The sequence below is a fragment of the Candidatus Thermoplasmatota archaeon genome, from assembly GCA_035540375.1.
Lineage (GTDB): Archaea > Thermoplasmatota > SW-10-69-26 > JACQPN01 > JAJPHT01 > DATLGO01.
Window position 1 is genome coordinate 12,629 of the sequence record DATLGO010000050.1, and the last position, 24,065, is coordinate 36,693.

The window sequence follows — 24,065 nt, forward strand, 5'->3', positions numbered from 1 at the left end:
TCACGTCCCCCGGTAGCGTCCCCTGCGCGCGATCTCCTCCACCTTCTCCTCGACCGCCCTCGTGCCGCCCCCCGCGCGGTAGCCGTCGAGGACCCGGGCGAAGGCGTCGGGGATGTCGGCGTGGGTCGCCGTGAGTCCCTCCATGAGGACGTGGAGGTCCACGCCCTTCGCCTCGTCCTCGTCCGTGGGGGACGCGAGGCCGAAGTCGATGAGCGCGAGCGCGCCGTCGGGCTGGACGAGCACGTTCGAGGTCGTGAGGTCGCCGTGGACGAGATGCGAGGCGTGGAGCCTCGCGCACGCCTCGCCGAGCGCGCGCAGGAGCCCCTCGGCGCGCGCGGGCTCGCGGTGGAGCGTCTCCTTGAGCTGCTCGCCTTCCAGGCGCTCCAGCACGAGGAGCGATTCGGCCTCGTGCAGGTCGTACACGAGCGGCGTGCGCACGCCCGCGCGACGCGCGCCCACGAGCGCGCGCGCCTCCGCGCGGGTCCGGGCCGCGCGCAGGCTGCGGTCCAGGAGCGCGTGTCGGTATGGCTTCGGCGATCGGCGCTTCGTGATCGCCGCGCGCTCGATGAGGCGCGTCGCGGCGACGACGGCTTCGGCGCCGTGGTAGGCCCCGTCCACCGCGCCGAGGAAGACCCTCCGCTCGGGGCCGCGCCAGCTCACGGCGATGTCGTCGGTCCGCTGGCGCTGGTCCACGATCGTCTCGCTGAGATCCTTCGCGGCGTGCGCGCGCTGCATGTATCCCTGATGCGCGATCATCGCGCCGTTGTCGATGAGGAGACCCTTCGCGGGTCGGTACGCCTTGGCTCCGCGCGCCTCGGCCATCTCGCGCGTCATCTGGAAGAGGCGCTCGTTGCACGCGACGCCGCCGCCGAGCACCACCTCGTGCTTCTCGGTGTGGGCGAGGGCGCGCTCCGTGACCTCGGTGAGCATCGCGAAGGTCGTCTCCTGGATGGAGAAGCATACGTCCGCCATCGATTCGCCCTTCGCGAGGTGGGCGCGCGCGGCGGTGAGGATGCCGCTGAAGGCCATGTCCATTCCGCGGATGCTGTAGGGGAGCTCGAGAAGCTTCGAGCCGCCCTTCGCGATCTTCTCGATCTCCGGCCCGCCCGGAAAGGGAATGCCCTCCTCGCGCGCGAACTTGTCGAGCATGTTGCCGACGCCGACGTCGAGCGTCTCGCCGAAGACGCGGTAGCGACCCTCGGTGTAGGCGATGATCTGCGTGTTGCCGCCCGAGGCGTAGAGCAGCACGGGGTCGTCGGCGGGCGTGACCGCGCGGCCGATCTCGAGGTGCGCGACGCAGTGGTTCACGCCGACGAGCGGTTTCCCGGCGGCGATCGCGAACGCGCGCGCGGCGGTCGCGGCCGTCCGCAGGCACGGGCCGAGGCCCGGGCCCTGGCTGAAGGCGACAAGGTCGATGTCGCGCGCCGCAAGCCCCGCGGTCGCAAGGGCCTTCTCGAGGATGGCGCCCGCGACGTCCGCGTGGTGGTTTGCCGCCTCGCGTGGGTGGATGCCCCCCGACTCGGGGCGGAACATGTCGAGCGCGGAGGCGAGGATCTTCGGATCCCGGCCGTCCTCCCGCGTCTCCTCGACGATGCCCACGCCGAACGTGTGGGCGGTTCCTTCGATCCCGAGGACCTTCATCGGGCCTGCATGGCGGGTTCTGCTGAAAGGGGTTGCGGCGACCTCCCCAGGCGCCTGAGCGGCATCGCGAGGTGGCGTCGCGCCCTGGCGGGCGCCTCGTGCCACCCGAGCGGGACCCGGCGGGGCTCGTCCGACCACGTCGCCGCCTCCTCGCCCGCCTTGGCCCCGCATCCCTTGCACCGGTGGCCCGCCCCGCGCCCGGCGCTGTGCATGCTGCGGTCGCAGGCGCTGCACCGCGGGTTCGCGACCTTGACGCGCCGCGGGGCGAGCGCGTCGATGCGCAGCTTCTCGAGGCCGAGCGTGAGCCCGTTGTCGGGCGCCGCATGGAGTCCTCCGCAGGCGATAAGCGCGTCCCCCGGCCGGAGCGCCATGACGATGTCGCGGAGCGCGCGCGTCGGCGCGTAGGCGGCGAGCGTGACCCGGGCCCCCTCGTCGCCGAAGGCCACAAAGGCGTGGCCGCCGGCGCGCCACGGCTCGCCGAGGACTCGTCCCGGCATCCGCGCGCTCGCGAGCGCGCGGGCTTCGGACGGTCGGAGGTCGACGAGGTGCTCGTCGGTCGCCTGGTTGGTCTCGAAGAGCGTCCACTCGGCGAAAGATTCGCCCACGAGCGTCGCGAGCGCGCGGGGGAGCGCGTCGGGATCGTCGCCCCTCAAGCCCGCGAGGACGGGACACGGCGACGAGGGCACGCACACCACCTCGTCGTTCACGTCGTCGTAGGAATCGAACGTGCTCGGGAAGGCGCGTCCGATCGCGGCGACGGAGGCCTCCGACACGTCGCGGGGCGATCCCCAGCGCGGCTTCGCGCGGTACGCGATGGCCTCGAAGGTGCGGTCGAGCGGCGTCCAGGCAAGGGCCGCCGCGGCGCCGATGAGTCCGCGTCCTCCCTTGAGTCCCGAGTACCGGGCCCCGGCGGCTTCGAGCGCCGCGCGCGCGTCGCCGAGCGGCACGATGTCCGTGACGGCGCGCTCGTAGAACGCGCGCGGCGGCCGCGCGCGCGAGACGACCCAGCCCGGCTCCGTGCCCTCGGCGTCGGTCCGGGCCCATTCGGCGAGGACCGCGCCGAGCCGCTCGAACGCCTCGTCGGGATCCACGGGGTCGTCGGGGGCGGCGCGCGCGTAGGCATGTCGCCTGCCGGCGGGAAGCGAGGCCGCGACCGCGATCGGGTCGCCCGCGCCGCGGCCGAGTGCGAGCGCGAGCGCGGCGTTGCCGCGCGTCTTCCACGGAACGTTCGGGTTCAGGCGCACGAGGCGCGGAAGGCCGACGGGATCGCATTCGGGGAAGGCTTCGAGGACGCGGTTCACGAGGAACGTGCTGCACATCCCGTCGCGCGCGTCGGTGTCGTCGAACGCGAGGTGGAAGGGCACGCGGCGACGAGGGCCGGGATGGACGATAAAGGAGAGGAGAAAAGGGGTCGGGCCCGGCGGCGCGCCGGGCCCTGGCGATCGCTCAGTGCTCGTGGCCGGCGTCGTCGACGTCGTCGGCGACTTCCTCGAGGATCGCGCGGTCGTACGTCAGGGAGTGGATCGAGACCTCCCCGAGCGCGACGAGGCCGTCGATCGTGAGCGTCCAGGCGCCGGCGATCATGGCCTCGGGGTTGACCCGGGTGTGGCTGTAGCCGTCCTCGCCCCAGACCTGGAAGCCCGAGTCCTGCCAGGCGGCTTCACCGGCTTCGCTCGCGAAGCGGGCCGAGAGGCCGGTGGTCGTGCCGGGATTCGTGAGCGTCATGCGGATCGCGAGCGGCGGCGTGGGCATCTTGAAATCGTACTTCTCGTGCACGCCGAGCGGGGACTGCAGACGCGCGGTGCGGTTGACGCTCTCCACGAGGCTCAGGTTGCGCCAGGCGAGGATGGGCATCGCGCCGCCGTCGAGCGTCGCGAGGACGTCCGTCGCGTGCTCGGCAACGTAGACGACGTATTCGCCCGAGCGCTCGACCGCGATCTCGGCGACCGCGTCCTTCTCGGCGAGGTCGCCCGCGGCGATGAACTCGTCGAGGGGCCCGTACACGACGAAGCTCGCGCCGTTGAAGCGGTGCTTGTAACCCGAGGGTCCCCAGGGGTAGGCCTGGCCGTGCTTTCCGCTGCCCTGACCTTCTTCGAGCGGGCGCGAGAGCGTGAGCGTCGAGACGCCCTCGGGGACGTCGATCGCGACCGCGGTGCCGCGGGCGATCGTGACGCCTTCGAGGACGACGACGTCGGGCTTCACCTCGATGGGCGTCGCGACCGGCTCGATGACGACGCGCTTCACCGAGAGCGTCGTGAGGTAGAGGATGCCGTCGAAGCGATCCGCGGACGCGGTGACGTCGACCGCGCCCGCCGCGAGGTTCGCGGGGTTGATGGTGCGCTCGCCCGAGGCGCCCATGACGAGGCCGGGGCCGTGCGAGGTGCCCGACTCGCCGCGGATCGTGACCGCGGGACCCGAGGCCGTGACGGCTTCGGCGACCAGGTTCTCGACGGCGCCCTCGTAGAGGATCGTCATGAAGACCGGCTGGGCCTTGAGGTTCACCGTCAGGATCTTCGAGAACGCGCCGCCCTCGTCGGCGGTCGCGATGCGGTGGTCCTGGCGGTGGACGAAGGCCTTCTGGAGCTTGAGCGTGCCCGGCGCCTCCTCGGAGCGGAGGCGGAAGGAGAGCGAGCCCTCCTTCACGTCGTACACGTAGACGATGTACGCGCCCGCGACGGGCTCCACGATGTTCGCCGCCGAGACGGCGTTCGAGAGCTCGTAATAGCCGACGCGCGCGTCGGTCGGGTCGAGCACGGAGAACCTCGCCGCCGCGGCGTCGCCGGTCGGCGTGAGGAAGACCTCGAGCGCTTCGGCTCCCGGGGGCACCGGGACGAGGTAGCCGGCCCCGGCCGTCGCGCGGCCTTCGTATTCGAACCACTCGGCGCCGAGGGCCGTGCCGGCGAAGACGAAGCCGGCGAAGCCCGCGAGGACGGTGGCCACGGCCACCAAGGTTACCTTCGATCGCTGCATGGAGCGGATCACCGACCCGCGAGCCGGGGGTGCGCATATAGGGAGATTGGACGGCTCCTTGAATTCTCGAACCCGGCGTTGTCGCGATTCAAGGCCGCGACCACAAACCCTAAGGAGGGTTCAGGCGGCTTCAAGAAGGGAAAGTGGAGGCTCGCCACCGATGAAGAACGCCGGAATTCTCGTTCTCGCCGCCATGCTCGTCGCCGCCCCTCTCGCCTCCGCGGCCTCCCCGGGCGAAGCGACCGACGCCGTCGAGGACCGGCTGGACCTCGGGTGGCTCTTCGGGTGGTTCGGCTTCTCGGCCCCGCCCGAGAACCTCCCCGTCTTCGTCACGGTTCCCCGCGCGGAGGACGTCCTCGCGACCGCCGACGTCCCCAACGAGCCGCGGTTCATGATCTTCGAGTCGAAACAGGATCCCCCCGCCGCGCGCGAAACGTCCCCCGAACCCGCGCGCGAGGAGCCGCGCCGAGCGCGCGCGCCCCTCGCCGCGCCCCCCGACGCCGCGATCGTCGTCGAGGCCGTGCGCGAGGCGCCCGGCGCGGCGACCCATCCGATCATCCGCGCCCTCGACGCCGTCGCCGGGCTCGCGCGCGACGTCGGTCGTCTCCTCGGGATCGTCCCCGCGGAGGAGGCGCGCGACCTCGAAGCCGCCTCGACGCCCGTTGCGGGCGTTCCGGTGCGCGAAGCGCCCGGAGCCGCCGTCGGCGAGGCCGCGGCCCTCGCGGGCCTCGCGATCGTCGCGGTCGCCGGAGCCGCGGCCGCCGCGAAGGGTTCAGGGGCCTCCGGCCTCCGGCGCCTCATCGCGCTCCTCGCGTTCACGCGCCTCGGCAAGGAGGACGTCCTCGGCCACGCGGCCCGCGACGCGCTCTATGCGCGCGTGAAGGCCCGGCCCGGCCTCTCGCTCCACGATCTCGTCACGGGCTCCGAGGTCGGCCGCACCGCGGTCCAATACCACCTCGACGTCCTCGAGCGCGAAGGCCTCGTCGTCTCGAAGCGCGCCGGTCGCGTCCGCGTTTATCACGCGGCGGGCCAGCGCGTCGACGAGGCGGCCGCCGCCATCCTCGACCACGCGACCACCCGGACCATGGCGCAGGTCATCGCGCGCGAACCGGGCGTCGACCAGCGCGGCCTCGCGGAGCGGCTCGCCATCTCCACGAGCCTCGCCCACTGGCACCTCGCCCGCCTCGAACGCATGAAGGTGGTCGCGAAGGTCCGCGACGGCCGCCGTGTCCGCTATTATCCTGGCGAGGGTTTCGCGGCGCTCTCGCATCTCGTTCAGTGATAGGTCCGGGGCGCGAGCAGCCTCCACGAATAGGCCCGCTCGAAACCGAGCGAGCGGTAGAGCGCCTCCGCGTAGGCGTCGCGGGTCACCTGGAGCGTCAGCAGGCCGCCCCCGGACTCCTCTTGGTCCCGGATGATGCGACGCAGGATGGCGGTCGCGACGCCGCGACGACGGGCGGAGGGTTTCGTGCCCATGTTGTAGACGCCGCCCACGTCTTCGGATCGCGAGAGCAGGCCGCACCCCACGACTTCGCCGTCGAGCTCCGCCACGTAGGCGCGGCCGCCCGACTCGACCCAGCCCGCGGTGATGTCGAGAAGCCCCGGGAAGAAACCGCGCGACATCCCGAACGTTTCGAGCGTCACGTTGAGGAAGAGCGGCAGCTCGCGCGCCTCCAACTCGCGCACGCGGAGGTCGCCGGGCGCCGCCCGCGGCCGCGCGCGAGGCTGCATCGCGGGGTCGTGCACCATCACGCTCAGCTCCGAGAGGAGCCGGAAACGGCCGAGGCGGCTTTCGAGGTCGGAGGGCCTCGTGAACGGCGTGACGTGCACGCACCACGGCAGGCCGCGCTCGCGGAAGAGGTCGTGCGCGTCCTCGACCATCTCCCCGATCCGCGCCGGCGGGACGTCGATGGACGCGACGCGGTTCATCGACGGGCTCGCGAGGCCCGCGAAGCCGACGAGCGTGTAGCCGTCCCGTCGCCGCTCGAAGTGGCGGGCGGAGCCCTGGGCGAGGAGCGCAAGGTAGGCCGACTCCAGCGTGTCGTGGAGACCCCGCAATCCCCCGTCGGTGACGACGGTCACGGCCTTGCACTGGGCGGACGGGATACATGTTGGTTTCTCCAAGGATCGGCCGAGGCGCCGTCATGTTAAGGACGGTCGGCGCCTTCCCCAGCAGCGTGGCGGCGACGACAGAGCGGTATCGGGGCGACGCGGAACGGCTGGAGGCGCGCCGACGCGCCTATCTCGATCCCGCGTTCCTCGCCTCGCTCCCTGCGCGCGCTGGCCTCTCCCCGGGAGACCGCGTGCTCGACCTCGGCACGGGCGGCGGCTTCCTCGCCCGGGCCCTCGCGCGTTCGATTCCGCTCCGCGTGACGGGTCTCGATCTCGACGCGGGGGCGCTCGCCTGGGCCGCGCGCGCGGTCGCGGACGAGGGCCACCGCTGGATGGACCATGTGCAGGGGGACGCGACGCGCTTGCCGGTGAAGCCGGGGCGCTTCGACGCCGTCGTGTGCCTCACCCTCCTCTGCGTCGTGCCCGACCCTGCCGCCGTCGTCCGCGCCGCGCGCGAGGCGCTCAAGCCGGGTGGACGCTTCCTCGCGATCGAGTGGTCCGGGGTGGGCTCCTTCTCGGATCCCGCGGACCGGGAGCACGAGGTCCTCGCGCGCGAGGCCGCCGCCGCGTGGGTGCGCGGGTTCGACGCGGCGCACGGCGCCCGTCACCACCTCGGCGGCGACGTTCCGGCGCTCGCCCTCGATGCGGCCCTCGACGACGTGCGCGTCGGAGGCCACCTCGCCGTGTTCTCGCCGGCCGACCGATCGCGTCCCCTCGCGGATCGCGTGGAGGCGGTGCGCAACGAGCGCGCGGAGATCGGCCCCTCGCTCGAGCGCCGGCTTTCGACGGGCGGGATGCCCGAGGAGCGCATCGCGCGCTATGTCGCGAAGCGCTCGGCGGCGCTCGACGCGCTCCTTGCGGACCCCACGGAGGCGCGCTTCGCGCGCGCCGCGTGGGTGCAGACGCTTCCGATGACGGTGGTCTCCGCGAAGCGCTAGGCCCGATCCGCCTCGAGGAGATGCGCAAGCACCTCGCGCAGGTCCTTTCCCTCCACGACGCGCGTCGCGGCCTTGCGCACGCCGTAGTCCGCGGGGTTCACCGCGACGGAGAACGAGGCCTCGGCGAACATCGGCGCGTCCCACACGCTGTTTCCGACCGCCGCGACGCGTTCCTTCGGAACGCCCAGCTTCGAGAGGACCTCGCGCGTCGGGCGGCCCTTGTCGCGGATCTCGACGAAGCAGATGCCCTTGCCCGCGACGCGTCCGGCGTCGTCGAGCGCGAGGCCGTTCGCGACGTACATGTCCATGCCGAGGTCGACCGCGACCCGGTGCGCGAGGACGTCGAGCCCGCCGCTCATGATGCCCGTCGCGATGCCGCGGGCGTGGAGCGCGTCCATGCATTCCTTCGCGCCGGGCATGAGCTCGGCCGTCGCGAGGATCGACTCGATCTCCTCGACGTGGATCTCGCGCCCGCCGAGCTTCCAGAGTTCGATGTCGGAGCGCATGAATTCATGGTCGTCGATCTCGCCGCGCGAGTAACGCTCCCAGTTCGCGGCGTTCGAAACGCCGAGCGCATGATGGATCATCTCCCAGCTCGACAGCTTGTCCACGAGCGTCCCGTCCATGTCGAAGAGGACGAGCTCGAATCGCCCGCGGCGGTCGGGATGGATCTCGTCGCGCGGGGGCCGGCGGTGCGTGGACACCATCTGGAGCCAGCCGTTCGCGAGGTCGATCGCTTCGCGACGGGAACGGTGCGTCGGCGTCGGCATGGGATTGTGGCGCATCGGGCGGCAAGCGACTTAACGTTTCGCGGGACGAAAGTGTCTTGCATCCGAAGGCCGAACACGGGGACGGGGTCGCGCGTGGTGGACACATCCGTATGGGAGATCCGTTGCAGCGATTGCGCGTGGCGCGCGCCGCTCTTGAGCGAGCAGCAGGAGCGGGCCACGACACGCTGTCCGAAATGCGGCTCGACGTACCTTTACGAGCTGCCGATGTCGGACGAGCCCCTTCCCGGCCGCTTCCACTGAGCGGCGTACGCCTCCTTCTCCCCGGCGAATCGGGTCAGGTCCTCCTCGAACGCCTGCGCGAGCGCGAGGGCCGCGTCGCCCGCCTCGCGCTCCACCTCGGCGATGCGGTCCGTCGCGATCGGGCAGCGCCCCTCGTGCCCCCGGTCGACGAGGAGCCTGAGGGGTCGCCCGAGGACCTGTCCGCGCGTGCCGGCGGGTGACGGTCGCTCCCGAGGGTCGAAGGCGCCGTCGTCTCCGGCCATTTCGTAATAGAAGGGGAAGAGGCGGCACATGAGGGGTTTCGACGCGTGGACGCCGCAGCCGCCCGCGGCGTCGAGGAAGACGCACGCCCCGTCCTCGCGCTTGAGGAGCTGCGGAACGCGACCGTCCGCGAGGGCGACCCGCGTGAAGAGAAGATTTCCCTCGCCGAAGGCCTCGCGCTCCCACGCGGGAAGCGGCGCGAGGCGCGCGAACGACGCGCGCGCTCGGCCGGTCGCGCGCTCGAGCCGCTCGACGTCGCGCGGCGTCACGAAGACCGTCCACGGCATCCTGCAGCACGCGCCCCCGCAAGGGCCGCACTCGCGGAAGTCGACGCGGCGGCCGAGGGCCGCGAGCGTGGCGTCGTCCGGGAGGGTCACGAACGTTCCGAGGCGGCGAGGCGTCAAGAAGGTGCCGGAGGCGTCACTTGACGGGCCGCCCCTCGAGGTGCGCCTTCAGGCTCTTCAGGAAGGCCTCCCAACCCCAGGCGAAGCGATCCATCCATTCCTCCTTACCCTCGAAGCCCTCGTGGCGCAACGCGACACGCGTGCCGTTGCGCTCCGTCGAGATCGACCACGTGACCCGGCCCCACCAGGGCGGATTGTAGTCGGTCACGATCTGCGTGGGCGTGATCTCGCGGTAGGTGGCCGTCACGGAGCCCTCGGGCCCGTTGAAGGCGAGCTGGCCGCCCACGCGGAAATCGACCCGCGCGTCGTCAAAGTACCAGATCCGCAGGCGCTCCTCGTTGCGGAAGGCGTCGTAGACCTCGTCGGGGGGAGCCCGGATGAGGATCGACCGCGCCACCGCTGAACCTGTCGTCCCCGTGCTCCTTCTCATGCTGACCCGGGGCGGCTTCGGCCCGGGCGGGGATAATGGTTTCTCCTAAGATCGGCGCTTCGAGCCCGCGAGCTTGACGGGAAGCACGAACTTCTCGTCCTGCAGCATGGTCGAGATGATGGCGCGCTTGAACTGGCCGTTGATCTGGTAGAAATCGCACGTGAGCTTGCCCGGAGGAAGGATCCGATGCTGCGTGCATCGTCCCATCCAGTGCAGGCAGTTTCCGCAATCGGCCTGGAGCATCCGTACCCGGGAGCGAGAGGCCGCCCCGGCTTATCAAGCACGCGATGCGGTGCCGCCCTTCGCTCAGGCTGTTATCCTTGACGGCCGGGACGGGGTAGGCGCAAGCGATTTTCACGCCCGCGTCCCACGCACCTCCGCATGGCGGAGCGACGCAAGTCAAAGCGCCCGATGACCCTCAGCGAGGCCGGCCGGAAGGGCGGGCAGGCCGTGAAGCGCAAGTATGGCGCCGGCTTCTACCAGAAGATCGGCAAGAAGGGCGGCGAGAAGGGCGGACAGGTCCGCAAGCGCGAGCTGGGTCCCGAAGGGTACCGCAAGCTCGGCCACAAGGGCGGCGCCGCCGTGGTCGACAAGTACGGTCCCGAGCACATGTCCAAGATCGGACGCAAGGGCGGCCACAAGGGCGGCGAGGCCCGCGTGGCGCAGTCGCGCGCGGCGGAGCGGACGACGCGTCGCCGACGCTGACGACCGGAAGCCTTTGGGCGGGGTCGCGCATGCGGGATCGATGGCTCCGTGCCCCGCGTGCCTCACGCCCCACCCGCAGCATTTCGTCGTCAAGGCCCGCACGGACAAGCCGTGGCGCGGCAAGAGCTTCGACGCCGACGCGGCGGTGGGAGAGGCGGGCATCGCCATGATGCGCGCCCTCGACCTCGACCCCGCGAATCGCGCCGCCTTCCTCGATTTCGCCACCCACGTGCACGTCCGGGCCGTCCCCGGGGAGGCCGCCCCCGCGCGCCTCGGGACCGACCGATGGGACATCCACGTGGGCGTCTCCGGCACGATCCCGGCCGCCCTCGTCCCGAAGCTCCGGGAGGCGGCCCTCGCGGCCGTCCGGGGGAGCCGGGGCTTCGTCTCGGCCGAGCCCGCTTGAGGTTCCCAAGTCCCCTTTTCCCCTCGTCACCTGGTCGCCAGGTCACCAGGGCGCCTTTGGGAGGGTCCTTGTCGGGGACGATCCGAACCCGTGCGATCCCATGGTGGCCGGACGTACCCCTCTCATCGCAGCGGCCGTGGTGGCCTTCCTCGCCGCGACGGGCCTCCTCACCGCGCTCATCCAGCCGTCCGACGGCGAAGTCGAGGTCACGCTCGATGCGAACCTCGGCTCCTCCTCGGGCCACGCGCTCTTCTCGGGCCTCGGACCCGTCTCGATCCAGGTCTCGCGCTCCTCCGTGGGCTTCGGCTCCGTGAACCCGGGCGAGCGCTCGGCGGTGGTCGAGGTGCAGGTCTCGAACGTGGGCGTGCTCCCCGTCGAGATCCGCGTCGAGGTCGGCGACCTCGTCTCCTCCGCCACCGGCGCCTCGATCCCGGCCGAGCGCGTCAAGGTCTCGACGAGGGCCCCGGCCGCCGACGGATCGGCGCCCGCGCTCGGCTCGCTCGCGATCCAACCCGGCGCGTCGACGACGCTCCGCCTCTGGCTCGACACGCCTCGCGGCACGGCGCAGTACATCCCCGCCGGCGACTATTCGGGCCCCATCACGATCGTCGCGAAGGGGGTGGACGCGTGAGCCGTCTCCCCCTGATCCTCTGCGTTCTCCTCGGCCTCGCCGTCGTTCCGCACATCGCGGGCGCGGAGAACATCGACGCGCGCGCAGGCGTCCAGAACGTCGCGCCCCGCCTCCTCGAGGTCGGATTGGGCGATCTCGACGACGATGACGACGACGAGGGCGACCAGGTCGACCCCTCGCCGGGCGAGGCCCGCAAGATCGAGGTCTGGGCGCGGGCCCAGGACGACAACGGCTGGAAGGACTTCGCGTCCGCGAGCTTCGTCGTCAAGGCCCCGAGCGGCGCGACCGTCGCCTCGGAGGTCGAGAAGGACGGCAAGGACAAGTCCGGTCGGACGCTCCGGTTCGAGACGGAGGTGGAGCTGCCGGAGAAGCCCGAGGCGGGTCTCTACAACTACGACGTGGAAGTCGTGGACGTGCACGGCGCGAAGAGCAAAAAGTCGGGCTCGTTCCTCGTGACCGAGATCGTCGCCTACGCGATCGACGGCAAGAGCGTGGTCTTCGCGAGCGGTCCGCTCGCGCCCGGCTCGTCGACGCGCGGCAACCCAGCCTCGCTCGCGATCCGCAACACGGGCAACGTCCCGCTCCACCTCCAGATCTCGGGCACGGATCTCACCGCCGTCGGCTTCGACGCGAAGATCGCATCGGAGCGCATCCGCTACGCGCCGATCGCGAGCCTCTCGGGCGAGCGCGGCCTTCCCAAGGGCCCGTTCGTGGACACGTCCTTCCTCATCCCGGTCGGCGGGGCCGCGAAGCCAATCTATTTCGCGATCGACGTTCCGACGGGCGACGAACAGTACATCCCGGCCGCCGATTACACCGGCAGCATCACGCTCGGGGTGGTGGTCGCCCGATGAAGGCCCTCATCGCCGCGCTTCTCGCGGCCCTCGTTGCGGCGCCCCTCGTGGCCCCGTTCGCGTCCGCCCAGGACACGGCCGGCGGCGGCGGTTTCGCGATCTCGCCCGCCGAGCTGCGCGTCCCGAACGCGCTCTTGCGCGGCGGATACTACGAGGCGACGATGCGCCTCCAGAACTCGCACGATCACGCGGTGACGATCACGCCGTCCGGCGCGGGCGCGATCGCGTCGTGGATCCGGACCGACCCCGCGGAGCCCTTCTCGATGGCGCCCGCCACGTCGCGCACGCTCCGCGTCATGGTAACGGTCCCCGAGGACGCCGCGAACGGCCCCTACGAGGGCGCCGTCCGCATCGACATCTCGGGGCACGGCGCGCCGACGGAGACGGGCAGCGTCGCGAGCGTCAACATGGCCTTCGCGCCCGCGGTCAAGCTCTCGGTGTCCGGCGACCAGGTCCGCCGCCTCGCGTTCGAGCGCGCCCGCGTTCTCGACGCGGAGGCCGGCCAGCCCGTGACCTTCGTGTTCGACGTCGTCAACACCGGCAACGTCCGGGCCGCGCCCTCGTTCGCCGTCGCGATCGAGGACGCCGAGGGACGCAAGGTCCACGAGGAGACCCTCAAGGGCCTCGAGATCGCGCCCGGCGTCCGATCGGCCATCGCGCTCAAGACCTCGCGCGGCCTCGCCGTCGGCGCCCACGAGGCGACCGCGGCCCTCGTCGCGGACGGCGAGCCCCGCCCCCGCGAAGGGCTGGCCTTCGAGATCCACCCCGCCGGGACCCTCTCCCGATCGGAAGGCAAATCGGGACAGCTGGCGGGGCTCTCCGCCGACGCGCGGCCGCGGGCGGGCTCGCTCGTCAAGGTCACGGGCGTGTTCGCGAGCGATTCGACGCGCGCGATCGACGCCGCGCGCCTCGTGGGTGAGGTCAGCCGCGACGGCGCGCGCGTGGCGCTCCTCGCGGGCGACGGGCTCGCCGTGCTTCCGGGCACGTCGCGCCCGCTCGACGCCTACTGGACGCCGACCGAACCCGGCGTGTACCGCGTCAAGGTGTGGGCGACCTACGACGGCCTCGAAACCGAAGCGCGGGAGATCGATCTCATCGTCGAGCCTCCCGCGGGCGGCAAGGTCCCCCCGACGGGCGCGGGCACGACGGACGCCTCGGGCGCTTCCGCGCAGAAGCCGAAGGGCATCCCCGGCCCGGGCGCGCTCGCGATCCTCGGCCTCGCGGGCGCCGCGGCGTGGGCGATCCGGCGACGGGCGTGATCAGGGGCGGGCGGACTCGCGCGCGAGGGCGTCGAGAAAACGCTCGCTCGGAAAAAGGCCCCGACCGCGCCACCGTCGCGCTTTCAGGTAACGACCCTCGTCGAGGCGCGACACGTGGTAATAGACGACCCGTTGCGAGAGCGCGAGCTGCTCCGTCAGCGCGCGCACGGAGATGCCGGGCGTATCCGCGATGGCGCGAGCGACGCGCGCCCCCGTGCCGTGGCGGGGGAAGGCGACCTCGTGCCTCGGCGGCACGCCGGCCGCCGCGTCGTACACGTATCGGCGGCGCCCGACGTTCACTGAGCGCACGAGCCGCGCCGCGCGGAGCGTTTCCAGGTGGAGGTAGAGGCTCGCCCATCCCACGCCGGATTCCCGCTGCAATTCGCTCAGGCCCAGTCCCGGCTTGCGGCGCACGCACGCGAGGATCCGGAGCGCGGCCTCGGAGGGCGCCGCGGGGCGGACCGCTCGAGCGAGGGCGCCCAGGAAGGGCGCGGCGACAAGGGTTCCCGGCAGGATGTCGAGGGGAAGCATGGGACCACGGCCGCGGGGCAGCGGATGGTCGCCCGGTACCCGGTGCATGCTCTTGACGATTGTGGAGAATTAAGTTGCAAGGCGTGCATTCGCCTTGTTATTTTACATCATTCCTCCAACGCGACGTCAACTTTTCCCGCCCCGGTTCTCGCGACCGCTTCGTCCGCGAGGCGTTCGGCGAGCCGAGCCGTCGACGTCCTCGACGAGCCGCTCGGGAGGGTTGTAGGCCACGCGCAGGGGCAGGCCGAGATCCGCGACGAGCGTCGCGACCCCGGGGCCCGGATGGGCGGCGACGTGCAGCGCGATCGCGCGCCGGGCGCGACGCAGCGGCTGGGGCGGACGGGGGCCTTTGCGGGGGACCCCGCGTCCTTCACGACCGGGTGGAGCTCCTCGCGCCGCCCCTCGGACAGGGATCACGTGTCCCTCGCCCTCGAGGACCGCGAGATGATGGTCGAGGGAGCCCCAACCCCCAAGGAGAAGCCGCGCGAGCTCGCTGACGGCGATGCCCGGCGATTCCAGGATCAGGGCGAGGAGGGCGCCGCCTGCGGCGTCCCCTCCGCGTTCCGCCCGAAGACGGCGCGGCGTCCACGAGGAACCACGCCACGAGGCTCGCGAGACCGGGAAAGCCGCGCCGCAGGATCCCCACGCATCCTCGAAAACTTGGCGCGCCACGGAGGCCCTGCGGGCGCGCGCCGCCCTGGAACCCGGGGTGGGCCGGACAGGAGAAACCAGCGCCCCGGGCTCCACGGAGGGGATCCGTGGATCCAGCCTCGGATGCGCGGTTCACCGCATGAAACCTGGCCAAAGGGACGAACATCCCCCGTTTCCCGGCGGGTCAGCGAGGTCTCACGGCGGGGGCACACACTCGACCGCAAGCAGGAACGGGGGAATCTCGCCGAGCCTCAGCTCGACGTGGATGCAGTTCGTCGCGGCCACCGCATCGCCTTCCGCCCCGTCGATCACGGCGGAGACCGCGTAACCGGCATAGACGTGGTTCGTCACATGCAGGTTGGCGGGCGTCTCCTCGATGAGCGTCCGGGCGCCGCTCGAAGAAACACCGTAGACGCGGTAAGCCTCGGCGCCCACCACGGGATCCCACACGAGCGCGACCGTGCCCGCCTCACCGACCGCGAACGAACGGACCCAATCGGGAACGTCGTTCGGATCGGCCGTGGCGTTCAACGGGACGACGAGGGCGATGGTCAGGGCGCACGCGAGCCAGCTCGAAATTCGAAGCATCGCACCCTCATCGCGCTTACAGCTCATCATGACCGCCGTTGTTTGTCACATGGTCCCTCCATCAGGCTCTTGGGGGGTGGAGGCCATTGGAGGCTCGTTGGCACGACCCAGCGAGCTTCTCCGAGCGATCGCAGCCCTGGTCCTCCTCAGCGCTCCGTCCGTGGCGGCCACCGCCACGACCGGGGAGTTCGGCATCGCCGGCCCCGCGACGTTCGAGGGGCCCGCGACGCTCGGGGGGCCCCTCCTCGCGGCGTATGGCCGTCCCGAGCCGCAGGCGCTCCTCCTCCAGGCCGCGCGCGCCACCCTTTCGGTCTCCGTCTACGAAGCCACCTACGTCGATGCCGGAGCCGGGACGAGCACGACGCCCGAGAAGCGGACGTTGGCCTTCGAGGTCGCCCATGTGACCCTCGTCGGCGCGCGAGAGGGTTATCTCGCGATCCTTCCGAAGGACGGCACCCGGGGGACCCTCACGGGCGACGCGCTCCGCTTCGAAGCGAAGGACCGCACCACCTTCGGCGCCGCGGTCGTCGGACAACCCGCCGACGAGCGGACCCGGATCTTCTCGCACACCGTCAGCACGCCGCACCTGCTCGCGAACGATTTCGAGGCCTCCATCGGCCCCCGCTTCGCGCTCAAGCTCTACGGCCCCACCCTGATCGTGGAGACGCCCGAGGGGCGGGAGGAATTCGCCACGGGCCGATTCCCGGACCCCATGCTCCCCCGCGCCGCCACCGGGCGCGACGTCTGGCTCGTGGCCGAGGTCGCGGCCGAAGCCTCGATCGGCCGTGGCGCCGACCTCGCGCTCGCGCTCGGCCCCTCCCACGTCCGCTGGTCGGACGCCGTCGATTTCCTCGCCGCGCACGGCCAGCTCCAGGCCGATGGCCTCCACCCGCTCGAGCGTCCGGGGCGCGTGCGCCTCGAAGGCGACTTCGAGGGCCGCGTCGAGCCGGCGCCGCCGAGCGCGGCCACGCTGACCTTCGCGGGCGATCTCCGACGCGCCGTGTATCCGACGGGGGTCGTCGCCACGGGGCAGACGGGGCCGATCGTCCCGCCGGCAGGCGACCTCCTGCTTCCGGGCCTCGGCGTCCTCGCCCTCGGGGCCGTCGGGGCGCTCGCCGTCCGCGCGCTGCGCGGCCGGCGGGTCCGCTCCGCGCGCGCCGACGCCGCGCGCATGACGCCCGAGGATTGCCTCGCGGAGCACGCGCGCGCCGTCGAAGCCGAGGACTGGTCCGCGGCCCTCGCGTGGACGCGTCGGGCGCGCCGCCTCGCGCCCGCGAGCGCGCGACTCGCGCACGACGAAGCCTTCGCGCTCGAGCAGCTGGATCGCCTCGACGCCGCGTTCGAGACCTATGCGGAAGCCGCCGCGATGGGCACCGACGGTTTCGCGGATTTCGGCGCCGCGCGGTGCGCGGCGCGGCTCGGACGGCCTCGCGACGAGATCGTCACGTGGCTCGCGCGCGCCCTCGAAGCCGATCCGGGGCTCTCGATCGACGTCCTCGCCGACCCGGACCTCGCGCCGCTCGCGCGCGACCCGCGGCTCGCGGATCGGTTCCGTCGCGACTGACGGCGAGGCCCCTCGTGCCCGGCGAATTCACAATGCTTCTCCAAAAGGGCCATCCCTCGCGAAGCCCATGGACGGGCCCGTCTGCCGCGGCGGACCGACCGCCTCGGGGGGTCGGGGTGGGCCGGACAGGAGAAACCGCGCCCCGACGCCCCCCGAGGAGGGTTTCGAAAAGACGGGCCGGATTTACATGGAATCTCCAATGAGATGAAAGGCTGCGGGAGCAATCCCGCTTGTCGCGGCGTTTATCGCCCGCCGCGGCGTCAACTCGCGGAGTCCGGGCGTGCCGACCTGCGCGCTCCGGCTCCAAGAGTCTTTCACAGGGACTCACGAAACCATCAGGCGAATGTCTTGAGGAAAAATGTCGGTCTTGAGGGCTCCGCGTCGACGCGTAGCCTTGGGCCTGCGGCGCCGTACCTTGGGCGCCGTTCCCCACGGCCGACCTCATGCGGTGTTGTGACGCCATCCTGCCCAATGTTGGGACCCTTTGGAAATTCACATGTTCTCTCCAGAATTGTCAAGGCGTCGCCCGCGCTCCCTTCCGTGATGGTGGCGAGGCGGGAGTCGATGACGGTCCTTCTCGCAATGTTCCTCTCGGCGACGTCGGTAACGGCGGCTGTCGCACACGAGGGGAGTTCGTTGGCCGAGGACCGACAGTCCCTCAGCGGCCCCGTTGAAATCGATGGATTGTGGCTTGCGTCCTTACTTTTCACGGACGGATCCGAAGGCCGAATCCTGGATGTCCATTTCGACGCGATCCGCGTCACCGTCTATGAACGCCCTTTCCTCGAGGCGCACGGCGTCGATGCGAGTGTCCGGCAGTTCCAAGAGAATTTCTCCTTCGGACCCGGGATGGTTCAGGCGCAGGGTCACAAGCCCGGCCTGCTCGGCATCATTCCGGCCTCGCGAACCATGGCCTCGATCAAGCATGAATCTCCATCCTTGGAAAGGCGCGAACGCGGTCACCTGGGTTCAAACGGCACGAGGGAATCCATTCCCGACAACGCGCCTGCCTTCGGCATGACCATCGACGAGCCCCACTCCCTGATCAAAGGGGGCGTTCTCAACGGCACTTCCCTCTGGCGCATGAAGGTCTATGGCCCGAGGGTCATCGTCGAATCGGAAGGCGATGTCGTCGTGTTCACGACAGGGAGAGAATATGAGCGCGTCGGTCGGGCGCTCACAGCCGGGCGCGACGTCTGGCTCGTCATCGAGGCCGAAGGACGAGTGGTCGTCAGAAGTCACGCCGCCCTCACGACCGCCCTGTCGAATCCCTGGATCTCTTGGAGCCCGGAGATCGCCGCGGCCGAGCCCCACGTTGTCGTCGCGGAGCGTCCCGATTTCCTGCTCCCGGGCCTCACCATCCTCGCCGTCGCCTTCGCGGGCGCCGTCGCGCTGCACGCTCGATTCACGCGCGATCGGGAACCCTCGGGGCGCGTGCCGACCTCGAGCCTCACTCCCGAAACGTGCCTTGCGGAAGCCTCGCACGCGGCGACCGCGGGCCAATGGGGCCGGGCGCTCGAATGGACGCAGCGCAGCCGCCGGCTCGCGCCAAAAAGCGCGCGCCTCGCGCTCGACGAGGCCTTCGCGCTCAAGCAGCTTGGCGACGTGGACGGCGCGATCGAGGCCTACGGCGAGGCGGCCGCGCTCGGCGACGACGGCGTGGCCGAGTTCAGCGCCGCGCGCCTCGCGGCCTTCGCGGATCGGCCGGCCGTGGTCGTCGCGATCTGGCTCGAACGCGCCGTCGCGCGGGACCCGGGCTTCGCGGACGAAGCGCGGCTCGATCCGGACCTCGCGCGGTACGCCGGCGACCCCCGGGTCGCGCGGATCATCGGATCCGGCTGAGGCCTACATCCCGCCCGGCAGCCCGAGCTGGCGCGCGATCACGATGTGCTGAATCTCCGAGGTCCCCTCGTAGATGGTCGTGACCTTCGCGTCGCGCATGTAGCGCTCGACGGGATAGTCCGTCGTGTAGCCGTTGCCGCCGTGGATCTGCACCGCGGTGATGGCGGCGCGCTGCGCGACCTCGGTCGCGTAGAGCTTCGCCATCGCGGCTTCCTTCGTGAAGGGTCGGCCCATGTCCTTGAGGTACGCCGCGCGCTGCACGAGAAAGCGGGCCGCGTCGACCTGCGTCGCCATGTCGGCGATGTAGAACTGGATGGCCTGGAAGGCGCCGATCGGCTTCCCGAATTGCTCGCGCTCCTTCGCATAGGCGAGGCTCGATTCGAGGCACGCGCGGGCGATGCCGAGGCCCTGCGCGCCGATGCCGATGCGCGAGGCGTCGAGCGCCTTCATTGCGAGCTTGAACCCGTCGCCCTCCTTCCCGAGGAGGTTCTCGGCGGGCACGCGGGCGTTGTCGAGGACGATCTCGCTCGTGACGCTCGCGCGGATGCCCATCTTGTGCTCGACGCTCGTCGGCTTGAAGCCGGGCGTCTTCGAAGGCTCCACCACGAACGCGCTCAGGCCGCGGTTGCCGGCCTTCGGATCCGTGCGCGCCATCACGATGACGTGGCCCGCGTGGTGGCCGTTCGTGCACCACGTCTTCGTGCCGTTCAGGACGTAGTGGTCTCCGTCGCGCACCGCGGTCGTCGCGAGGCCGCCCGGGTCGGACCCGGCGCCCGGCTCGCTCAGCGCGAACGCGCCGATGCGCTCGCCCGAGGCGAGCTTCGGGAGGAACCGCGACATCTGCTCGGGCGACCCCGCGTCCACGACCGGGTGGACCGCGACGGAGGTGTGCACGCCGTAGGTGACGCCGACCGCCGCGTCCCAGCGCGAGAGCTCCTCCATGATGAGCGCGTAGGTGCGCGCGTCGAGGCCCGCGCCGCCGTATTCGACGGGCGTGACCGGGCCCAGAAGGCCGAGGCCGGCCATCTTCTTCAGGATGTCGTGCGGAAACTCGGCCGTCTCGTCGCGACGCTTCGCGGTGGGGCCGACTTCGCGCTCGCAGAACTCGCGGACGGTCTTGACGATCAGCTCCTGCTCCTCCGAGAGGTCGAAGGCGTAGCCGTCGCGGGCGCCGGTCATGAGGCGCCCAGAGGGGGGCCGTTACATAACCTTAACCGGAGGGCGGCGCGCGGTCTCACCGCTTCCAGGCGCCGTCCGGGAGCGCGGTGTACACCGCGTCCACCTCGGCCTCCTCGTAGGCGGCCTCGTCGTCGACGAACGCCCCGGAGGCGGCCTCGATGCGGTCCGCGCGCAGGAGCCAGTAGTGGGTGCGCCACTCCTGACCGTTCCAGAGCAGCGTCTCCTCGCTCCTCGTGGTGAGCAGGCCGTGGGCCTGGAGGAGATAGAACATCTGGCGCTCCTCCGGCTCGAGGAGGTTGTCGATCACCTGCGACTCGAATCCGAAGAGGTCGAGCACCTGCTCCGCCTGGCTTGCCGCCGACTCGCGAGGTATGCGCAGCCGCTCCGCGATCGCGCCCGCGAGCGACTCCAACGTCAGGATCCCCATAGCATCCCACCTGCCACCCGGGGAGTCGGCGAGTGTGCTACTTGGCGTTTTCGATTTGCATCGGCGACGGCGACTCGCGCCTCACTCGATCGTGGCGATGATGTCCTTGGACTCGACGCTCTGGCCGAGCTTGACGTGGATCTCCTTCACGACGCCCTCGACGGGAGAAGGGATCTCGTTCTGCATCTTCATCGCCTCGAGGACCGCGACGACCTGGCCGGCCTTGATCGCGTCGCCCGCCGCGACCTTGATCGCGACGATCTTCCCCGGCATCGGCGGCTTCACGCGGCCGCCGCGCTTGCCGCCCGCGCCCGCTGCGTGGTTGCCGGGGACGCCGCCGGGGCGGAAGTCCTCGACGCGCACCTCGGCCGCGCGGCCGTCGACCGCGATGCGGTCGCCGTCGGCTCCGATCACGAAGGTCTGACCGCCGACGGTGGCCTTGACGCCGCCCTGGAAGGGCTCGGTCCTGACCTCGAAGATCTCGCCGTCCACCTCGACCTTCACGACGTCCGCGGTCTTGGCGACGTAGAGGTCGAACGTCTTTCCGTCGACCGTGAGCGTGACGTGCATCAGAGTCCCCTCCGCGCGGCGAGGGCCCAGGGGGAGACCGCGGGTTCGGTCGCGGCGGGAGCGCGCGCCGAGGCGCCCTGGCGGTGGTGGTAGCCGCGGATGCCGCCGCCGGGGAGGCGCTCGAGCGCCGCGGCGATCGCGGCCGCGCGCCGGCGCTCGGCGGACTCGAGGTCCTTCGCCTCCTTCTCGAGGCGCTCGACGATGCCGCGGTGGCCGATGAAGCCCGTCGAGAGGTCGCCCTTCAGGAACGCCTCGTCGCGGACGACCATCTTGTGGAACGGGATGTTGGTGATCGGACCTTCGAGGACGAACTCGTCGAGGGCGCGGCGCATGCGGTCGATGCACTCCGCGCGGTTCGAGCCGTGGGAGAGGAGCTTCACCGCGAGGCTGTCGTAGAACGACGGGATGGTGAAGCCCTCGTAGAGACCGGAATCGACGCGCACGCCGGGGCCGCCCGGGGTCGCGTAGCGCGTGACCTTGCCGGGGGATGGCGCGAAGCCGTGGTACGGGTCCTCCGCGTTGATGCGGACCTCGAGGGCGTGGCCGCGGAGGACGATGTCCTCCTGCTTGTACGGAAGCGGCATGCCGGAGGCGACGCGGATCATGGTCTTCACGAGATCGACGCCCGTGATGAGCTCCGTCACCGGGTGCTCGACCTGGAGGCGCGTGTTCATCTCCATGAAATAGAACTGGCCGTCCTTGTAGAGGAACTCCATCGTGCCCGCGCCCGAGTAGCCCACGGACTTGGCGAGCTTCGCGACGCGTCCGCCCATGTCGGCGCGCATGGCGGCCGTCATGACGGGCGAGGGGCCCTCCTCGAGGAGCTTCTGGTTGCGGCGCTGGATCGAGCACTCGCGCTCGCCGAGATGGATGACGTGGCCGTGCTCGTCGCCGATGATCTGGAATTCGATGTGGCGGGGGTCCTCGATGAACTTCTCGATGAAGACCTCGTCGGAGCCGAAGGCGGAAGCCGCCTGCGCGGAGGCGTCGGCCACGGCCTTCTCGAGCTCGTCCATGCGGCGCACGATGCGCATGCCCATGCCGCCGCCGCCGTGCACCGCCTTCACGATGACCGGAAGGCCGATGCGCTCGACGACGTCCTTCGCGTCGGAGGGGTCGACGGGACCGTCGCTTGCGGGGGCGACGGGGACGCCCGCGCGGATGGCGTTGCGCTTCGCGCTGACCTTGTCCCCCATGGCCTCCATCGCCTTCGCGCTGGGGCCGATGAACTTGATGCCCGCCTTCGTGACCTTGTCCGCGAAGGTCGCGTTCTCGGAGAGGAAGCCATAGCCGGGGTGGATGCCCTCGGCGCCCGTCGCGAGCGCCGCCTCCACGATGCGGTCCTGGACGAGGTAGCTCTCGCGGCTCGGGCCGGCCCCGATGTGGACGGCCTCGTCGGCCATCCTCACGTGGAGCGCTTCCCGGTCCGCGTCCGAGTACACGGCGACGGTCTTGACCCCGAGCTCCCGGCACGCGCGGATGACGCGGACCGAGATCTCACCGCGGTTGGCGATGAGGATCTTGCGGAACACGCGCCGACGACGTGACGGGCAGATAAAAAGGCTTCTCCCCCGGCCGCGGACGGCGGGCCGTCGCCTTCAAGGCTCCACCGGGGGCGCGGGGGCGACCGGCGCGGTCTCGGCCCCCCGCTTGGCCCGCGCCGCGCGCAGCGCGCTCGCCCGGATTCCGTACACCGCGTAGAGGACGAGGCCCACGCCCATCCAGGCCGCGAACCCGTAATGGATGAGCGGACCGAACGTGGCCATGAGATAGAGACAGGCCCCCACGCCCGCAAGCGGCACCCAGGGCGACCCCGGGCAGCGGAACGCGCGCGGCGCGTCGGGCTCGGTGCGCCGGAGGACGACGACCGCGAGGCAGACAATGGCGAAGAAGAAGAGCGTCGCCTCGTTCGTGAGCATGATGAGGAAGTCGAGCGGGAGCGCCGCCGCCGAGACCGCGACGATCGCGCCGAGGATGAGCGTCGTGCGGTTGGGCGTCGCGTGCTTCGCGGAGACGGCCGCGAGCCACGAGGGGAGGAGCCCGTCGCGCGCGATCGCGAGCACGATGCGCGTCGTCGCGAGCTGGAAGACGAGGAGCACCGAGAGCGTCGCGAGGAGGCCGCCCACGTTCAGGATGACGGCCGCCCATCCGAGGTCCGCGTACCGCAGCGCGAAGGCGAGGGGCTCGCCGCTCCTCAGAAGCTCCGACGGCGCCATGCCGGTGAGCACGAGCGCCGCGGCGACGAAGAGCACCACGACGATCGCGAGCGACGCGAGGATGCCGAGCGGGACGTTGCGGCCGGGATTGCGCGTCTCCTCGGCGGCCGTCGAGACGGCGTCGAAGCCGAGGAAGGCGAAGAACGCGAGGCCGGCACCCGCGACGATGCCTTCGACACCCTTGGGCGCGAAGGAGGTGTAGTTCGCGGTATCGATCGCGGTCGCGCCGAGGACGATGAAGAGGAGGAGCGTGCCGATCTTCATCACGACCAGCGCGGAGTTCCAGGAAGCGCTCTCCTTGACGGGCCTCAGGAGGAGGATGGTGACGAGGCCGACGACGAGCGCCGCGGGCACATCCACGAGGCCGCCCGCCCCGGGCGTCGCGGTCCAGGTCTGAGGCAGGGCCATACCGAAGGCCTCGGATAGACCGGACAGGTTGTCGCTGAAGCCGCTCGCGATGGCCGCGTTCCCGACGCCGTAGCTCGCGATGAGCGCCCACGCGACGAGCCACCCCACGAGCTCGCCCATCGAGGCGAAGGCGTACGTGTAGGCGCTGCCGCCGAGCGGCATGAGCGTCGCGAGCTCCGCGTACGCGAGGGCGACGAGGACGCTCACGAGCGCGGCGACGACGAAGGAGAGCGCGACGCCGGGGCCCGCGTAGTCCGCCGCGACAAGGCCGGTCACCGTGAAGACGCCGACGCCCACCATGGCGCCCACGCCGAGCGCGGTGAGGTCCCACGCGCCGAGCGTGCGCCGCAGCTCCGTGCCTTCGGCCTTGGCCCGCAGCTCCGCGAGGGGCGTTCGGACGCCATAGCGCTCCCGGACCGCGGACCAGAGACCCACGTCGATCGCACCGCGATGGGCTCGGGGGTATAA

General features: G+C 71.3%; 25 protein-coding genes. 9 read left to right on the forward strand and 16 right to left on the reverse strand.

From position 1 onward, the window contains the following. The 3 genes from VM889_06025 to VM889_06035 all read right to left on the reverse strand — a co-directional run bounded on the left by VM889_06025 (window position 1) and on the right by VM889_06035 (window position 4,587). On the reverse strand, window positions 1-1,641 hold the full coding sequence (locus VM889_06025; protein ID HVL48095.1) for a bifunctional N(6)-L-threonylcarbamoyladenine synthase/serine/threonine protein kinase: 1,641 nt from the start codon (window positions 1,639-1,641) through the stop codon (window positions 1-3). After that, window positions 1,638-3,005, reverse strand: a complete 1,368-nt coding sequence (locus tag VM889_06030) for a tRNA(Ile)(2)-agmatinylcytidine synthase (GenBank protein ID HVL48096.1) — start codon at window positions 3,003-3,005, stop codon at window positions 1,638-1,640. Before VM889_06030 ends, VM889_06025 begins: the two co-directional genes overlap by 4 nt. Before the next feature lie 82 nt (window positions 3,006-3,087). Continuing rightward, on the reverse strand, window positions 3,088-4,587 hold the full coding sequence (locus tag VM889_06035; protein ID HVL48097.1) for a hypothetical protein: 1,500 nt from the start codon (window positions 4,585-4,587) through the stop codon (window positions 3,088-3,090). 184 nt (window positions 4,588-4,771) lie between these two features. Between VM889_06035 and VM889_06040 the strand changes: the two genes are divergently transcribed. Further along, window positions 4,772-5,893 carry a winged helix-turn-helix transcriptional regulator gene (locus VM889_06040; GenBank protein ID HVL48098.1) on the forward strand — a complete coding sequence of 374 codons (1,122 nt, stop codon included), beginning with the start codon at window positions 4,772-4,774 and terminating at the stop codon, window positions 5,891-5,893. On the opposite strand, the gene VM889_06045 is transcribed toward VM889_06040, so the two are convergent. Then, a complete protein-coding gene (locus tag VM889_06045) occupies window positions 5,887-6,693 on the reverse strand; it encodes a GNAT family N-acetyltransferase (protein ID HVL48099.1) in 807 nt (268 codons plus the stop codon). The genes VM889_06040 and VM889_06045 overlap by 7 nt on opposite strands. 62 nt (window positions 6,694-6,755) lie before the next feature. On the opposite strand from VM889_06045, the gene VM889_06050 reads away from it, so the two are divergent. Continuing rightward, complete coding sequence (locus tag VM889_06050) at window positions 6,756-7,661, forward strand: class I SAM-dependent methyltransferase (protein ID HVL48100.1); 906 nt, start codon at window positions 6,756-6,758, stop codon at window positions 7,659-7,661. On the opposite strand, the gene VM889_06055 is transcribed toward VM889_06050, so the two are convergent. The 4 genes from VM889_06055 to VM889_06070 form a co-directional block, all read right to left on the reverse strand. Then, window positions 7,658-8,431, reverse strand: coding sequence for an HAD-IB family phosphatase (locus VM889_06055; GenBank protein ID HVL48101.1), 774 nt, complete (start codon window positions 8,429-8,431; stop codon window positions 7,658-7,660). The two genes, VM889_06050 and VM889_06055, sit on opposite strands and share 4 nt — an antisense overlap. Window positions 8,432-8,643: 212 nt before the next feature. Further along, window positions 8,644-9,309, reverse strand: a complete 666-nt coding sequence (locus tag VM889_06060; protein ID HVL48102.1) for a YkgJ family cysteine cluster protein — start codon at window positions 9,307-9,309, stop codon at window positions 8,644-8,646. Between the two features lie 43 nt (window positions 9,310-9,352). Continuing rightward, complete coding sequence (locus VM889_06065) at window positions 9,353-9,733, reverse strand: SRPBCC domain-containing protein (protein HVL48103.1); 381 nt, start codon at window positions 9,731-9,733, stop codon at window positions 9,353-9,355. 78 nt (window positions 9,734-9,811) lie between these two features. Beyond that, entirely contained in the window at window positions 9,812-10,009 is a 198-nt protein-coding gene (locus VM889_06070) for a hypothetical protein (protein HVL48104.1), read from the reverse strand. Window positions 10,010-10,147: 138 nt separating this feature from the next. On the opposite strand from VM889_06070, the gene VM889_06075 reads away from it, so the two are divergent. From VM889_06075 to VM889_06095, 5 genes are all read left to right on the forward strand, one after another. Then, entirely contained in the window at window positions 10,148-10,471 is a 324-nt protein-coding gene (locus VM889_06075) for a general stress protein (GenBank protein ID HVL48105.1), read from the forward strand. 40 nt (window positions 10,472-10,511) lie between these two features. Next, a complete protein-coding gene (locus VM889_06080; GenBank protein ID HVL48106.1) occupies window positions 10,512-10,877 on the forward strand; it encodes a hypothetical protein in 366 nt (121 codons plus the stop codon). A gap of 100 nt (window positions 10,878-10,977) precedes the next feature. Further along, on the forward strand, window positions 10,978-11,508 hold the full coding sequence (locus VM889_06085) for a hypothetical protein (GenBank protein ID HVL48107.1): 531 nt from the start codon (window positions 10,978-10,980) through the stop codon (window positions 11,506-11,508). Then, window positions 11,505-12,362, forward strand: a complete 858-nt coding sequence (locus VM889_06090) for a hypothetical protein (GenBank protein HVL48108.1) — start codon at window positions 11,505-11,507, stop codon at window positions 12,360-12,362. The genes VM889_06085 and VM889_06090 overlap by 4 nt, the downstream gene beginning before the upstream one ends. Continuing rightward, complete coding sequence (locus VM889_06095; GenBank protein HVL48109.1) at window positions 12,359-13,621, forward strand: hypothetical protein; 1,263 nt, start codon at window positions 12,359-12,361, stop codon at window positions 13,619-13,621. The genes VM889_06090 and VM889_06095 overlap by 4 nt, the downstream gene beginning before the upstream one ends. Here VM889_06095 and VM889_06100 read toward each other — a convergent pair whose 3' ends face one another. Further along, a complete protein-coding gene (locus VM889_06100) occupies window positions 13,622-14,152 on the reverse strand; it encodes a hypothetical protein (GenBank protein HVL48110.1) in 531 nt (176 codons plus the stop codon). Window positions 14,153-14,998: 846 nt separating this feature from the next. After that, window positions 14,999-15,391 carry a hypothetical protein gene (locus VM889_06105; protein HVL48111.1) on the reverse strand — a complete coding sequence of 131 codons (393 nt, stop codon included), beginning with the start codon at window positions 15,389-15,391 and terminating at the stop codon, window positions 14,999-15,001. Window positions 15,392-15,488: 97 nt separating this feature from the next. Between VM889_06105 and VM889_06110 the strand changes: the two genes are divergently transcribed. Next, complete coding sequence (locus VM889_06110) at window positions 15,489-16,955, forward strand: hypothetical protein (protein ID HVL48112.1); 1,467 nt, start codon at window positions 15,489-15,491, stop codon at window positions 16,953-16,955. Between the two features lie 699 nt (window positions 16,956-17,654). Here the strand turns inward: VM889_06110 and VM889_06115 are convergent. Continuing rightward, window positions 17,655-17,882: a hypothetical protein gene (locus VM889_06115; protein HVL48113.1), complete on the reverse strand. Its 228-nt coding sequence runs from the start codon at window positions 17,880-17,882 to the stop codon at window positions 17,655-17,657. Between the two features lie 156 nt (window positions 17,883-18,038). Between VM889_06115 and VM889_06120 the strand changes: the two genes are divergently transcribed. Further along, window positions 18,039-18,797 carry a hypothetical protein gene (locus tag VM889_06120; GenBank protein HVL48114.1) on the forward strand — a complete coding sequence of 253 codons (759 nt, stop codon included), beginning with the start codon at window positions 18,039-18,041 and terminating at the stop codon, window positions 18,795-18,797. A 3-nt stretch (window positions 18,798-18,800) separates the two neighbouring features. Here VM889_06120 and VM889_06125 read toward each other — a convergent pair whose 3' ends face one another. The 5 genes from VM889_06125 to VM889_06145 all read right to left on the reverse strand — a co-directional run bounded on the left by VM889_06125 (window position 18,801) and on the right by VM889_06145 (window position 24,032). Continuing rightward, complete coding sequence (locus VM889_06125; protein ID HVL48115.1) at window positions 18,801-19,976, reverse strand: acyl-CoA dehydrogenase; 1,176 nt, start codon at window positions 19,974-19,976, stop codon at window positions 18,801-18,803. A 55-nt stretch (window positions 19,977-20,031) separates the two neighbouring features. Continuing rightward, window positions 20,032-20,388: a DUF6015 family protein gene (locus VM889_06130; GenBank protein HVL48116.1), complete on the reverse strand. Its 357-nt coding sequence runs from the start codon at window positions 20,386-20,388 to the stop codon at window positions 20,032-20,034. A gap of 96 nt (window positions 20,389-20,484) precedes the next feature. Continuing rightward, a complete protein-coding gene (locus VM889_06135) occupies window positions 20,485-20,973 on the reverse strand; it encodes a biotin/lipoyl-containing protein (GenBank protein HVL48117.1) in 489 nt (162 codons plus the stop codon). Next, window positions 20,973-22,505, reverse strand: coding sequence for an acetyl-CoA carboxylase biotin carboxylase subunit (accC, locus tag VM889_06140; GenBank protein HVL48118.1), 1,533 nt, complete (start codon window positions 22,503-22,505; stop codon window positions 20,973-20,975). The genes VM889_06135 and accC overlap by 1 nt, the downstream gene beginning before the upstream one ends. A gap of 66 nt (window positions 22,506-22,571) precedes the next feature. Continuing rightward, a complete protein-coding gene (locus VM889_06145; protein ID HVL48119.1) occupies window positions 22,572-24,032 on the reverse strand; it encodes an amino acid permease in 1,461 nt (486 codons plus the stop codon). Window positions 24,033-24,065: the final 33 nt, after the last annotated feature.

What these genes read in the sequence shown, in the direction of transcription:
- VM889_06085 (HVL48107.1), top strand. Translation starts at nt 10,978, where the DNA reads ATGGTGGCCGGACGTACCCCTCTCATCGCAGCGGCCGTGGTGGCCTTC.
- VM889_06025 (HVL48095.1), bottom strand. Translation starts at nt 1,641, where the DNA reads ATGAAGGTCCTCGGGATCGAAGGAACCGCCCACACGTTCGGCGTGGGC.
- VM889_06070 (HVL48104.1), bottom strand. Translation starts at nt 10,009, where the DNA reads ATGCTCCAGGCCGATTGCGGAAACTGCCTGCACTGGATGGGACGATGC.
- VM889_06125 (HVL48115.1), bottom strand. Translation starts at nt 19,976, where the DNA reads ATGACCGGCGCCCGCGACGGCTACGCCTTCGACCTCTCGGAGGAGCAG.
- VM889_06100 (HVL48110.1), bottom strand. Translation starts at nt 14,152, where the DNA reads ATGCTTCCCCTCGACATCCTGCCGGGAACCCTTGTCGCCGCGCCCTTC.
- VM889_06105 (HVL48111.1), bottom strand. Translation starts at nt 15,391, where the DNA reads ATGCTTCGAATTTCGAGCTGGCTCGCGTGCGCCCTGACCATCGCCCTC.
- VM889_06075 (HVL48105.1), top strand. Translation starts at nt 10,148, where the DNA reads ATGGCGGAGCGACGCAAGTCAAAGCGCCCGATGACCCTCAGCGAGGCC.
- VM889_06055 (HVL48101.1), bottom strand. Translation starts at nt 8,431, where the DNA reads ATGCCGACGCCGACGCACCGTTCCCGTCGCGAAGCGATCGACCTCGCG.
- VM889_06050 (HVL48100.1), top strand. Translation starts at nt 6,756, where the DNA reads ATGTTAAGGACGGTCGGCGCCTTCCCCAGCAGCGTGGCGGCGACGACA.
- VM889_06095 (HVL48109.1), top strand. Translation starts at nt 12,359, where the DNA reads ATGAAGGCCCTCATCGCCGCGCTTCTCGCGGCCCTCGTTGCGGCGCCC.
- VM889_06115 (HVL48113.1), bottom strand. Translation starts at nt 17,882, where the DNA reads ATGCTTGATCGAGGCCATGGTTCGCGAGGCCGGAATGATGCCGAGCAG.
- VM889_06135 (HVL48117.1), bottom strand. Translation starts at nt 20,973, where the DNA reads ATGCACGTCACGCTCACGGTCGACGGAAAGACGTTCGACCTCTACGTC.
- VM889_06120 (HVL48114.1), top strand. Translation starts at nt 18,039, where the DNA reads ATGAAGGTCTATGGCCCGAGGGTCATCGTCGAATCGGAAGGCGATGTC.
- VM889_06080 (HVL48106.1), top strand. Translation starts at nt 10,512, where the DNA reads ATGGCTCCGTGCCCCGCGTGCCTCACGCCCCACCCGCAGCATTTCGTC.
- VM889_06040 (HVL48098.1), top strand. Translation starts at nt 4,772, where the DNA reads ATGAAGAACGCCGGAATTCTCGTTCTCGCCGCCATGCTCGTCGCCGCC.